The sequence below is a fragment of the Micromonospora sp. NPDC005413 genome (genome assembly GCF_040606435.1).
Lineage (GTDB): Bacteria > Actinomycetota > Actinomycetes > Mycobacteriales > Micromonosporaceae > Micromonospora.
The window spans coordinates 1-12,408 of sequence record NZ_JBEXEV010000012.1 but is presented as its reverse complement, the minus strand read 5'-3'; the positions used below and the strand labels follow the sequence as shown (position 1 = coordinate 12,408).

11 protein-coding genes are annotated in these 12,408 nt (G+C 72.3%); 9 read left to right on the top strand and 2 right to left on the bottom strand.

The features are described from left to right. Window position 1 precedes the first annotated feature (1 nt). The 9 genes from ABZS37_RS15610 (at window position 2) to ABZS37_RS15570 (ending at window position 9,841) form a co-directional block, all read left to right on the top strand. The gene (locus ABZS37_RS15610; RefSeq protein WP_355169404.1) at window positions 2-499 is read left to right on the top strand and encodes a hypothetical protein; all 498 of its coding nucleotides are present in this window, start codon (window positions 2-4) and stop codon (window positions 497-499) included. Continuing rightward, window positions 499-1,149, top strand: a complete 651-nt coding sequence (locus ABZS37_RS15605; protein WP_355169402.1) for a hypothetical protein — start codon at window positions 499-501, stop codon at window positions 1,147-1,149. The genes ABZS37_RS15610 and ABZS37_RS15605 overlap by 1 nt, the downstream gene beginning before the upstream one ends. Continuing rightward, window positions 1,146-3,173: a hypothetical protein gene (locus ABZS37_RS15600; protein WP_355169400.1), complete on the top strand. Its 2,028-nt coding sequence runs from the start codon at window positions 1,146-1,148 to the stop codon at window positions 3,171-3,173. Before ABZS37_RS15605 ends, ABZS37_RS15600 begins: the two co-directional genes overlap by 4 nt. 10 nt (window positions 3,174-3,183) lie before the next feature. Next, window positions 3,184-3,507 carry a hypothetical protein gene (locus ABZS37_RS15595; RefSeq protein ID WP_355169398.1) on the top strand — a complete coding sequence of 108 codons (324 nt, stop codon included), beginning with the start codon at window positions 3,184-3,186 and terminating at the stop codon, window positions 3,505-3,507. Window position 3,508: 1 nt separating this feature from the next. After that, window positions 3,509-4,012 carry a hypothetical protein gene (locus ABZS37_RS15590; protein ID WP_355169396.1) on the top strand — a complete coding sequence of 168 codons (504 nt, stop codon included), beginning with the start codon at window positions 3,509-3,511 and terminating at the stop codon, window positions 4,010-4,012. Beyond that, window positions 4,005-5,441, top strand: coding sequence for a baseplate J/gp47 family protein (locus ABZS37_RS15585; protein WP_355169394.1), 1,437 nt, complete (start codon window positions 4,005-4,007; stop codon window positions 5,439-5,441). Before ABZS37_RS15590 ends, ABZS37_RS15585 begins: the two co-directional genes overlap by 8 nt. Window positions 5,442-5,452: 11 nt before the next feature. Then, a complete protein-coding gene (locus tag ABZS37_RS15580; protein ID WP_355169392.1) occupies window positions 5,453-7,798 on the top strand; it encodes a hypothetical protein in 2,346 nt (781 codons plus the stop codon). A gap of 13 nt (window positions 7,799-7,811) precedes the next feature. Beyond that, a complete protein-coding gene (locus ABZS37_RS15575; protein ID WP_355169390.1) occupies window positions 7,812-8,939 on the top strand; it encodes a hypothetical protein in 1,128 nt (375 codons plus the stop codon). Between the two features lie 137 nt (window positions 8,940-9,076). Beyond that, window positions 9,077-9,841 (top strand): BTAD domain-containing putative transcriptional regulator, encoded by a 765-nt coding sequence (locus ABZS37_RS15570; protein WP_355169388.1) that lies wholly within the window; start codon window positions 9,077-9,079, stop codon window positions 9,839-9,841. Window positions 9,842-9,880: 39 nt separating this feature from the next. Here the strand turns inward: ABZS37_RS15570 and ABZS37_RS15565 are convergent, their stop codons facing one another. Together ABZS37_RS15565 and ABZS37_RS15560 are read right to left on the bottom strand one after the other, a co-directional pair. Next, on the bottom strand, window positions 9,881-11,374 hold the full coding sequence (locus ABZS37_RS15565) for an FAD-binding oxidoreductase (RefSeq protein ID WP_355169386.1): 1,494 nt from the start codon (window positions 11,372-11,374) through the stop codon (window positions 9,881-9,883). Window positions 11,375-11,525: 151 nt separating this feature from the next. Beyond that, window positions 11,526-12,254, bottom strand: a complete 729-nt coding sequence (locus ABZS37_RS15560) for an HD domain-containing protein (protein WP_355169384.1) — start codon at window positions 12,252-12,254, stop codon at window positions 11,526-11,528. Window positions 12,255-12,408: the final 154 nt, after the last annotated feature.

Here is a 12,408-nt window from a genome sequence, read left to right as displayed (position 1 = left end):
CATGGCCACCACCAGTTTCATGCGGTACGGCACGGTGCCGTCCGCGATCATCAGCGACGGGATTTTGCCGATCCCACTCTGGGCCGTCACCGCCATCTCCCTCACGCAGACCTACCACCTGCCGCCGATCGGCTCCACCGCGCACAAGGCGATCGTGGCCACCCACGACGACACCATCACCCTGACCGGGGTGCTGGTCGGCCCGGAACGCTACGCGTGGAAGTTCGCCCTGGAGACGATGGCGGAGGCGAGCAAGCGTGGCACCGCGCTGGCCGCGTACTCCGGTGGGAAGTTCGGCGGCCTGATCCTGGTCACCTCGATGACCATCCGCACCGACATGCAGGTGCAGTCGCTGACCTTCAACGCCTCCGCCGCCCGCCGGGATGTCCTCGACACCACCATCACCCTCGTCCACGTGCCCCGTCCCAGTCTGCTCGGCAAGCTGCTCGACGTGGCCAGCATCGGAGTCGGCGCGCTCGCCGACGGATTGGGGAACTGATGCCACCGTTCCCGATCGACCGCTACCTGCTGCCGGAGGCACCGATCGAGGTGCCCGACGGGTTCACCGAGGTGCGGCAGAGCCTCACCGCCGGCGTGCCGCACCGCATCGAGCTGGGCGCCGGCGTACACGCGGTGCTGATCCTGCCCACGGGGCTGGCCCGGCAGTGGCTCGACACCGACCCCCTGGCCGTGGTCAGCAGCTCCGCCGACGACAAGGCGCCCCGGCCCGCGCCCCCGGCCGCGCCCCGGCCACCGGCGCTGGTCGGCCGGGTGCCGCTGCGCCTGGTGGTCCGCCAGGGCACCCGGATCCTCGGCTCGGTGCCGCTCGCCGCCGGGCTGCGCCGGGTCTGCCCCGACGTCGGCACGCCCGCCGACACCGCCGGGCCCGCCCCGGTCGCCGTCGAGGTGGTGGTGCTCGCCTGGCTGCTGCACGCCGGGACGGTACGCGGCTCCGGCGACTACGGCTCGTCGGTGACGCTGGCCTGGCGCCGAGCCGACCGCGCGGTGGACCAGTTCGGGCCGCCCCCGATCAACGAGTTCGTCTGGCGTCGCCGCCCGCCCGCACAGCGCGTCGAATCCGAGCTGGGCCCCGGCAAGCTGCGCTACCGCTACCTGCTCGACAAGAAGCTGCGGAGGGTGCTGCGATGACGCTCACGCCGTTCCAGACCGGCCAGGTACGCCAGGGCGCGGTCGGCAACGACGCCGGCTGGACCGTGACCTTCCACCGGGAGACCCCGAACGGGCTCAGCCAGGACGCGGCCCTGACCCTGTCCAGCGCCGACTACTACGCGGCCATCGACGCCGCGCTGCCCGACGGGTTGGGCCCCGGCGCGTACACGATCACCGTGCAGGGGCTGATCGACGAGCACTTCGCCGCCCTGCGTACCGCCGAGGGGCAACCGCCGCTGGTGGCGAAGCTGCACCTGTACTGGCGTGACGCCAACACCTCTGTCGGCGCCTTCTTCACCAACCTGGTCGGCGTCAACGCCGGCCCGTCACCGGCCGAGCTGACCCAGGCACTGGTCGCCGTGCTGCGGGTGACCAAGGTACGCCGGCTCACCGGGGAACGGACGTACGACACCGAGCTGACCCTCGTCGAGCAGGCGTACGCCCGGCTCGGGCAGCGGGTCGCCGAGCGGTTCGAGGCGGCGAACTTCACCGCCGCGATCCGGGCCATCGCCGAGCGGAGCCGAGTGGACATCGCCACCTGGGGCGGCAACCCGGACGGCACGATGACCCGGGGCGCCAGCGAGGCGGCCGGTGACGAGCGGGTCGCCTTCGGCGCCGGGCTGCTCTACCGCGCCGCGCTGGACCGGATCGGCGGCGCGTTGCAGCAGTCGCTCAACGCGTACGGGCGGGGGATGCTGCTGATCCGCGACGGCACCGTGCACGTCGGCAAGCGGCCCATCCCGTACCCGGAGGGAGAGCCGAAGCCACTCACCCTCGCCACCGGTCTGCTGGCGTGCACGGAGAACGGCAGCCAGGACACCGACCCGTACGCGGCCACCGAGACCGCCGGCACCGCGGCACCGCGCCGTCGGGCGTGGACGCTGACCCTCAAGGGTCGCCCCGACCTGAAGCCCGGTGACCTGGTGCGTTTCGACCCGCCAGCGGTGGACGAGGCCACCACGCTGGGCAGCGTCGGCGCGGCGCTGCTCGGCTCGTTCGCCGCCCCGTTCGCCCCGTCGACCGGGGAGTTGGGCGCGGGGGCGAAGCTGCTCTACCTCAGCGCCGCCCGGCACACCCTGTCGCGTACCGCCGGTTTCGTCACGGTGGTGCAGGGCGTCGAGGTCACGTCGGGCGCGCAGGCCTGGGACAGCTGGAGTGACGCCTCCGGCGTGGGTACCGCCGAGCCGGCCGGTCCGGCGTCCTCGCCCGGCGTGGCCGCCGCCGAGGCGGTGCGTCGAGTGGCCCGCGCCACCCGGGGCGAGACGCGCGGCCTGGAGATCGGCGAGGTACGCGCGGCGGCCACCAACGCCAGCGGCGCCGTCGAGCCGCCAGCACAGACCGAGACGGTGTGGGAAGGGTTGGCCCGCTCCGACGGCCGACCCAACGGCGCCCGCCGTCTGCCGGTACGCCGGGAGCAGCCCGCGCCGCTGCCCGGGGTGACCTACCTGACCCCGTTCGCCTGGGGCGGGTGTGGGCTCATCCTGCCCCGCTACCCGGGCACGCGGGTGGCGATGGCCTACCGCAACGGCGCACCGGACGACCCGGTGGAGGTGGGCGCGCTCTGGCCGACCGGGCACGCACCGGTCTCCGAGCCGGGGGACTGGTGGCTGTCACTGCCGGTCGGAGTGGCCAGCGACCGTCGCTCGTCGATCGGCGACACGGTGGTGCCCGCCGACCACGACGGCAAGGTGGCGCACGACCTCACCGACGGCGACGGCAACCGGGTCATCGAGCTGGGGGAGCTGACGGTGCGGGTGGGTCGGGCCCAGCTGCACGGTCGGGGTCAGCGCCCGGAACGCGCCGCCGAGGCCGACAGCATCACCATCGAGCACGCCGCCGGCGGGTCGTCGATCGTGATGAAGCAGGACGGCTCGATCACCATCACCGCCACCCAGATCGACCTGGACGCGGGCAACGGCGCGGTGAACATCAGCGGCGGCACGGTCAACATCGCCGCCGACGACGTCGACGTCCAGGTCAGCAACGCGATGAACGTCCACTGAGGAGAGCGACATGGCTTTCGTGCTCACCACGTCGAGCGACGTGCACTGCCCGAGTCAGGGTGCGGTCACCCCGGCCGGGCAGGCGAAGCTGACGGTGGCCGGCACCCCGGTGGTCCGCCCCGACGGCATCACCGGCAAGTCGGTAACCGGCTGCACGATCACCGACAGCAGCTCCACCGTGCAGTGCAAGAACGTCGTCTCGGCGTCCGGCGCCGCCCAGAAGCTGCACGTCGGTGGGGCCGGGGTAGCGCTGGACACTCTCAGCGGCGCCACCAACGGCAGCACTCCCGGCCTGGCCGCCAGCGCCGGGCAGAGCAAGCTGAAGGCGGTCTGAGGTGGACCGGACCGAGCGGGAACGGCAGGCCGCCCAGCGCCGCTACCTCGGCTGGGGCCTCGCCTTCGAGCCCACCATGCCCGGCGTGGACCTGGCCCGCGACGTCGTCTTCGACGACGGGCCGAACGGCCGCGTGCTGGCCCTCGTCGCCGGCACCGAGAACGTGGCCCAGAGCCTCGCGGTGGCGCTGACCACGCTGCGCGGCTCGAACGTCTTCGACGCCACCTTCGGCTTCGACGGGCTCAACGCCCTCGCCGAACCGATCGAGCCGAACCTGGTCCGCGAGCAGGTGCGGATCGGCATCATCACGCTGCTCGACCGCGACCCCCGCGTTCGCAAGATAGTCGACGTGAATCTCGACGACGGCCGGCTCGGTGCGAACGGCACCGATGACGCGGCCCGCGCCGCGCTGCGCTCGTCGCGCACCCTGCAGGTGCAGGTCCAGTTCGAAACCATCACCGACGACCGGCTCTCGGTGCATCTCGGGGAGCTGCCCAATGTCTGATCCCACCCTCCCGGCCGAGCTGGCCGACGTCCTGGCCGTCGACGCCGCCGCGTTGCGGGCCACCGGCTCGACCGGCTTCGGCATCGTCGAGAGCGGCTTCGTGCCGAAGTCCTTCGCCCGGTTGCTCGCCGAGAAGCTGGCCACCGCCCGGCTGCTCTTCGGCGACGACATCGACCTGACCAGTGGTGCCGTGCTGCGCAAGGTCCTCGAACTGGCCGCGCTGGAGGACGCCCGACTGTGGGCGGCGCTCGGCGCGGTCTATGACAACTCGTACGTGGTGTCGGCGACCGCCGACGCGCTGACCCGCCTCGGCGAGGAACTCGGCATACCCCGGCCGTACCTGCCGGCCCGCGGCACGGTGAAGCTGAAGCTGAAGGCCGCGCTGCCCACCGGCCGAACCCAGCTCACGCTGCCCCGGGGCGCACGGCTGTCCACACCGGGCGGGCACCACGTCGCCCTGGACGAGACGGTCGTGCTCTCCGCCGCCGTCGGCGAACGGGTGCCGGCCGTCGCCGCGTTCTACCCCGGCCCCGCGCACAACCTCGACCCCGCCCAACCCAGCCAGAAGATCGACCGGTGGAACCGGGCCGACACCCTGCTGGCCGACCTGGACGACGCCGAGCAGGCCGCCGGCAAGGAACTGGTGGAGATCACCCACACCGTCGCGCTGACCGGGGGCGAGCAGCAGGTGCCCGACGCCCGCTACCGGCAACTGCTGCTGGCCGCGCCCCGCTCCATCTGGACGGCCGAGGCGATCGGCCTGGCCGTGGCGACCGTGCCGGGCGTACGCCAGGTGCAGGTCTTCGACGGCCGGGGCGGGCTGGACCTCAACCAGTCCATCTTCGGCAACTTCAACTTCATCGAGCGGGTCTTCAGCACCGAACGTGACCTGGGAAATCCGTACTACGTGACGGTGCTGGTCGCGCCGACCGCCGCCGCCATCTGGGACGGCCCGGACGGGCTGCACGCCGCCGTCGAGTCGGTCATCGAGGACCTGCGCCCGGTGGGCATCTTCGCGTCGGTCGACCGGGCCGACGAGGTGGGCATCGGCGTCGAGGCCGACCTGGTGATCCGTGGCCTGCCGCTGCCCACCGGTTCGAAGGAGACGGTGAACGCCTCCACCGCCGCCACCGAGCTGCGGGCCCGACTGCACGCCCGGTTGCGCCGCTACGTCGACGAGCTGCCCTTTGGTGAACCGGTCCGGGCGGCCGAGGTGATCTGGACGCTGATGAACGAGCCGGGCGTCGCGGACGTCCGCGCACTGCGGCTGGTCCGCTTCCCGGCCGACTCGGCGGTGGTGGTCACCGGCAGCGCGCCCACCGGCGACGGCGTGCAGCGGCTGCCGGTCGGCGACAACGCGGTGCTCGCCACCAACCAGGTGCCCGTCTACGTCGACCGGGACGACCCCCGGCCGTTCCGGATCGTCTGAGCGGGGGCGCGATGACCGACATCCGGGTGCCGGTGGACGGCGCCGACCCGTCCGTCGAACGTAACCTCGTCGACCAGCTGGAGGGCCCGTACCCGGGCACCGTCCGGCGGGTCGTGGTGCCGCTCGCCACCACCGGCACCGCCGCGGTGGACTGGACCAGTCGACATCCCCTGCTCACCGTGGTGCTACGCCGCGATCTGGTCGAGGAGACCGTCCGGGTGACGGTCACCGTGGACCCGGGCGGCACCGGTGAGCGGGTGCTGCCCCCGGTGGTCTTCGCGCCCTGGTCGGCCGCCGGAGCGTCGGTGCCGGCGTACGTGCCGGACACCGCCGACGAGCCGCTGGTCGCGTCGTTCACCGTCGTCGTGACCGCCGAGCGGGCCGTCGACGGTGCCGCCGCCACGGCGGTCACCGGTGCGGCGCTCACCGGACTAATCGAGCTGGCCGTGCTGGAGGGCAACCTGGGCCGGCTGCTGTACCTGGTGTCGTACGAGAAGCACCGGCTGCGCCGCGCGGCCCGGGAGGTGCACGCGTACCGGACCCTGGCCCACGCCCGGCGCGACGCGCTGGACCGGATCGGCGCGGACGTCGGGGTGGCGCGCTTCGTCGACGAGTTGGTGCACGAGCCGGCCAGCGGCGAGGTGTACGCCCGGCGGCTGGCCCCGCCGGCCCGCGAGCCGGACCCCGCGTACGCCCACCGACTCGGGCTCTACCGGCGCTTCCTGCTGCCCACTCCGGGTGCGGTGCGTCGGCTGCTCAACGGCCCTGGCGCCGACACCGACCCGAATGCCGGGCTCTTCGCGGATTTGCCCGGCGGCGCCCGGTTCACGCTGCGCGAGGACGACGACCGGTTCGCGGTGGCGATCCGGCTGGTCGCCGCCGGCGATCCGCAGCACCGCACGAACTTCCTCGCCCAACTGCGCCGGGACCGACTGGTGCTGCCCGCGAACACCCCGCCGAACAACACGGTGCACGCCGGCCGGGCGTTGCCGGGCAGCCGGCTGACCGAGGTCACCGCCCTGCGGGCCAGCCTGCGCCAGTCGTACGCCTTCGACAGCGCGCACGGCATCGCCCCGCCGCTGGCCGCTGCCCTGGACCGGGCGGGGCGGGTGTGCCGGGCGCTCGGGTCGTCGGTGGTGTGGCAGGTGACCCGGGCCCAGGACGACGCCGGTGGCAGCCGTTACGAGTTGGGCCTCGGTGTGGACGTGAGCTGGCCGACCCCCGCGCAGGCCACCGACCTGCGTAACCGGGTGTTGGACACCGGCCGGGCGGTCACCGGCGACCGGACCGCCGAGGCGTTGATCGTCGCCGCTCGCGCACGCGGTGTGCCCACCGTGGCGGCCGACGGCGAGCTGGCGTGGCTGTGGCGGATGTGCGGATTGCCGACCACGCACCGGATCAGCACCACCCGGATGTACCTGTCGCACCTGCCCACGCGCGGGCTGGCGGTGACCGCACCGCTGAGCGCCGCCGTCGGTGCCGACGCGGCGGTCGAGGCGCAGTTCCACGCGCCGGGTGACCCGGGCGGCAACGCGCTGCTGCTGGCCGGGCTGACCGCCGCCGCGACAGCCTGGACCGGCGGTGGCGAGCCGGCGTGGGCGCCGCTGACCGACGCGGTGGCCCGCACCCGGTGGGCGGCGGTGCCGACCCGGCCGGCCGGGCAGCCGGTGGACCAGGTGCTGGCCGCAGCCGGCCTTCCGGCGGTACGGGAGCCAGCACCCGTGGTGGCCGCGCTGAACCGGCTCCCCGACGAGCTGGTCGAGACCATCGAGCTGCCGGCCGCGCTGGCCACCGCGCTGATCGCCGGGCAGCCGGCCGCCGCCGACCGGCTGGCCCGGCTGGTCGGGTTGCTGCGCGACCAGCACCTCGCCGCCGCGCTGCCGCTGGTCGAGACGGGCAACCGGGTGCTGCTGGTGTGCAGCGTGATCGGCCTGCCGCAGGCCGGGCTGAACCTGGCTGAGCGCCGGGCCACCGGGTTCCGTTGGTACACGGTGGGGCTCGGCGGCGGCACGGCGGAGATCAAGGCGGTCGGCGCGCGGACCACACTGCGGCCCACCCACGCCGGGCTGGTCGCCGTGGTGGCGCTCTCCTATGTGCGCACCGGGCTGACCGACCCGTACGAGTTCCGGGTGGAGCTGCCCGACGGGGTGACGGTGACCCTGGCGCAGTACGAGCGGCTGATGAACGCGCTGATGAGGGTCTGCCCACTCGGCGTGGAGATCAACACATTCGGCATTCGCCGCGACCACGTCGACCTCGACGCCGACGGCGACGCCGAGCCGCTGCGCCCGGCGGTGGCCCGGACCTTCCGCACCTTCCAGCAGCGCCGGCACCGCGGCGTGTACGACCAGCTCTGAGAGGGATACCACCATGGCGAGCGAGATCAACTATGACGGGGTGACCGTCACCGAGCTGTACGAGGCGTTCACCAAGCACGGCATTCCGGCCTCGGACGCCAGCGTGCTGGTCTCCTCCTGGATCTACGAGAACGTGGGCACCGCGAAGCGGGTGTTCAGCTACGCCGAGTCGTTCCCGGCAGTGGAGCCGGGCTGCGCGCCACCGCCGTTCGCCCGCACCTTCGCCCACGCCGACTGGGTCGACGGCGAGGACGTGGTGCAGGCCGGGCAGACCCCCGGCGAGCAGGGCTTCAACGAGCGCTTCCACCGCATCGAGCACGACCTGGACCACCTCGGCACCGACCTGGCCAAGGCGTTCTCCTGCATGGCGGCGATGCGGGTGAGCCTGCGCCGGCTGCTCGACGAGATCCGCGCGGAGATCAACCGGCTGCACTCGACGGTGCACGAGACCAAGGTCAGCCCCGGCCCGTACACGATCGAGCAGATCCCGAACTACATCGGCGCGCTGGACTTCGGCAGGTACATGGGCACCACGATGTTCATGGACAAGAAGGTCAGCATCTGGCAGACCAAGGCGGGCACCATCGTGCTGCCGGCCGTGGAGACCCTCGGGGTGGACGTGATCGCCGGGCCGAAGGTCCGCGGTGCCGCCCAGCTCGCCCGGTACGCCGCCGAGCACGGAGACGTCCGGCAGCGCTTCCCGCGCGAGGTGAAGCTTGTCGAGTTCATCCGCCTCTTCGGCGAGGACGAGGTGGCCGACGGCCGGCTCGTCCGCGACGTGCTCAAGGTGCTGCCGGCGGAGACCGCCTACCCGAGCATCGACGCCATGTTCGCCGAGGTGAGCGAGCGGGAGGCCGTCATCGTCCGGACCACGGTCGGCGCCCAGTCGGCGGTCTCCGCCGCGCTCGGCATCGAAGCCGAACTGGAAAACGTCGCGGACGCCGACATCGCGATGCTCGCCGGCGTGCCGACCAAGGCCCGGGCGGCGCTGGCCCGCGCCGGCATCAGCACGCTCGGCAAGCTGGCCGACGCGCAGCCCGAGCAGGTGCTCGCCATCATGAAGGAGGCCCAGATACGCGCCGACGTCGGCGACGCCGCCGAGTGGACCGGGTACGCCCGGACGCTGAGCAAGCTGCGCTGAACGGCCGGTACCGACTCCGGCGAACGGTTGATCCGCGCCGCTCGCCGGGTCGGTGTGACGACACTGTGCTGGCGCGTCGACCCTCCACATCCGACCGTGGAACTGCCACGGGGCGATCGGGTGCGAAAGGCGCATGCATGGCTGTTCACGAGGTAACGCACGACCTCCGCTTCGGGGCACCCGAGACCGACGCGGGGCAGCTTCCCCGGTACGCGTTGCGGTTGCTCGGCGGGTTCGGGTTGGAACGCGACGGGCGGGCGGTGGCGGTGCCGCAGGGTGCCCGCCGACTGCTGGCCTACCTCGGCGTACGCCAGGGGTGTGCCCGGTCTGAGGCCGCCGGCACGCTCTGGCCCGGCTCGCACGAGGAGCGGGCGCGGGCCAACCTGCGCACCATGCTGTGGCGGCTGCACCGGGTCACCCCCGAGCCGCTGGTGGAGGAGGACGACCGGCTGGCCCTGGCCGCCGGGGTGACCAGCGACGTGGCCACCCTGGGCGCGGCGGCCACCGCGCTGCTGGCCGGCGGGTCACCGGTCGGTGTCCGCCCCGGTCTGCCGGCGCTGGCGACCGGCGAGCTGCTGCCCGGCTGGTACGACGACTGGGTGCTGACCGAACGGGAACGGCTGCGCCAGACCCAGCTGTACGCGCTGGAGGCGCTCGCCGAGCGGCTCACCACGCAGGGCCGGTTCAGCGAGGCGGTGCAGGTGGCGTTGACCGCTGTGCAGTTGGAGCCGCTGCGGGAGAGCGCCACCCGCACGTTGATCGCCGTGCACCTGGCGGAGCGCAACATCAACGAGGCGGTACGCCGTTTCGAGCTGTTCCGCGCCGACCTGGGCCGGGAGTTGGGCGTCGCACCGACACCCTGGCTGGAGCACCTCGTTCGCGCCGGCCTGCACCAGGTGTGACCTCGCCCGCAGCGGCATCCGCAGCGCCCGTCGCGCGGGTCAGTGTGTCGCGGGCGGGATGCTCTGCTCGTACTGGAAGACGTTGTGGGGGTCGTACTTCGCCTTGACCCGGCGCAGCCGGTCGAAGTTGTGTCCCCAGTAGGCGGTTTCCCATTCCGCCATGCCGATGTTCGGCACGTTGACGTAGGCGCCGTTCACGTAGGGCCGCAGTGCCTGGCTGAACTCGGCGATCCAGGTCTGGGCGATCGGGGTGATGGCGTCGCCGCTGTCGGGCTCTCCGCGAGTGCCCCAGCCTGCGCCGGGCTCGGAGTAGAAGAGCGCGTCGCGGTGCGGGAACGCCGCGCCACCGAACGGTTCATGTCTCTGCGCCCCGGTGCCGAAGGCCTGGGTGAAGAAGTTGCTGTCGTCCGACGGGGCGTCCTGCATGAACGCGCGAATGACGCTGATCGCCTCTTCCGGGAACGGCTCGCTGGTGAACTGCGAGAAGAACTTCCAGTTCGCGGGCTCGTCCTCGGTCGGAATCTGGAAGCCGGCATAGGTGTCGCCCCAGCCTCCGATCTGCACCGTCACCTCGGGGTTGCCAACCGACAGGATCGGCGCGAGCAGCTTCCTGGCCTCCGCCTCCGATCCCTCGGCGAGCACCCCGAACAGCAGGATCTCGTTCGGGTGGACCTCAAGCTGGCTGCCGAGGCGGGGGTCGGTGAACGGTGCGGTGCGCTGCCAGGTGTCGAAGACCCCGTGCAGGTCGTCGAGGCCCTCCCAGGTCGCCTGGAGGTAGGCGACGCTCTTGAGCGGGGCCACCCTGTAGGTGAGCGAGGTGACGATGCCGAAGTTGCCGTTTCCCGCGCCCCGCAGCGCCCAGAGCAGGTCCGGGTGCTTCCACGGGTCCACCTCGAGCACCTCCGCGCCGTCGGCACCCGACGCCACGACGATCTCCGCCCCGACCAGGTTGTCGCAGGCCATTCCGAGGTAGCGGGTGAGGAAGCCGAAGCCGCCGCCGAGGGTCGCGCCGGACAGGCCCACGGTTCCCTCCGTTCCCGTCGTCGCCGCCAGGTCGTACTCCCCGAGCGCGGTCACCGCCTCCAACTGGTTGAGCCCGGCGCCGACTCGTGCGGTGCGACTGGCGGCGTCGATGTGGGTTTCCTTCAGCTCGCTGACGTCGATCACGATGCCGTTGTCGACGTTCGACCAGCCCTCAAGGCTGTGACGGCCGCTGCGGACCCGCAGCGCGACGTTGTTCTGCCGCGCCCACGTGAGCGCGTTGACCACGTCCCGGGTCTCCTGGGCGAAGACGATGACCAGCGGATAGTGAACGAAGAGCTCGTCCCAGCCGATGCTCGCCTCCGCGTAGTTGGGGCTCTGGGGACGAACGATGCGGCCGGTCAGCTCCGCTGGCGGGTACTTCGCGCCGGAGGAGGACCCGTGACCGTCAGCCGCGATCGCCGAGCTGCCGGCCATCATGCCCGGGAGAGCGACCGCGCCGGCACCGACGGCCGTCGCCTTGAGCAGATCGCGCCGAGAAAGGTCGCGCATGGGTCCGAATCCTCTCGATCGGGGGTGCGCCAGAGATTCCGACCAAGAGGACTTTTGCCTCCCATCTGACGCAAACTCACCGTAATGCCGGAGGCTTCTTCACAGATCTGAGAACTTGTCGCAGAACCCGGTCGGGTGATGCGACGCCTGGTCAGTGGGGGTGGGCGGGCTGGTCCAGGATGGCGCTGAACCGCTCCTCGGCCAGGTCGAGCTGGCCGAAGATGTGCCGCTTCACCGCCGGCGACAACGGTGTGTCCGGTCGGCCGATCAGGTCCCGGAAGAGCGGCACCAGCGGCCGGTACTTCCGCGCCGACGAGACGACCTTCGGCCCCACCGTGTGGATCACCCCCACGCCGTTGTCGGTGAAGTCCGACACCTTGATCACCCGGGCCCAGGGCTCCCGGTCCAGGCTTATCGCCAGGTGCTCCCGGTACTGCGTGTTGCGGTCCCGCTCGGGGTCGTACACCGGGTTGGTGACGGCGGCGACCAGGGTGGCCACCCGCGGCCCGAACCGCGCGGCGAGCGCGGTCAACGCGGCCCCGGCCGGGTCGGCCCCCGGGTCGCCGCCGGCCAACTCGGCCGGGTGGTCCTCCACCGCGTCGTGCAGCAGGCCGGCGACGATCACGTCCACGTCCCGCACCTGGTAGTGGTGCATCAACCGGATCGCCACCCGCAGCAGGTGGTTGAGGTACGGCTCGCGGACGCGTCGGTCGTCGCGGTGCAGCTCGGCCGCGAGGTCGAGCGCGGCGGTCAGCCGCGCCCGGGCCGCGTCGTCGAACTGCTGGACCTCCAACCGGAAGCGTTCCAGCAGGCCCGGTTCGCCGTGGATCTCGGTGATCGCGTGCATCGGCATGCTGCCCAGGTGCGGCGGGAAGTCCATGCGTCACTTATAGCCGATCTTCACCACATCGATGAGCCCGTGCGTCGCCGACCCGACCACGAGATCCGCGAGGCAACCCGGTGTCCTTGGCGTGATCGACTCCGTTTCGCCGACATTGCGGTATCCGGGGCACTCGGACGCCGCAATGTCGGCG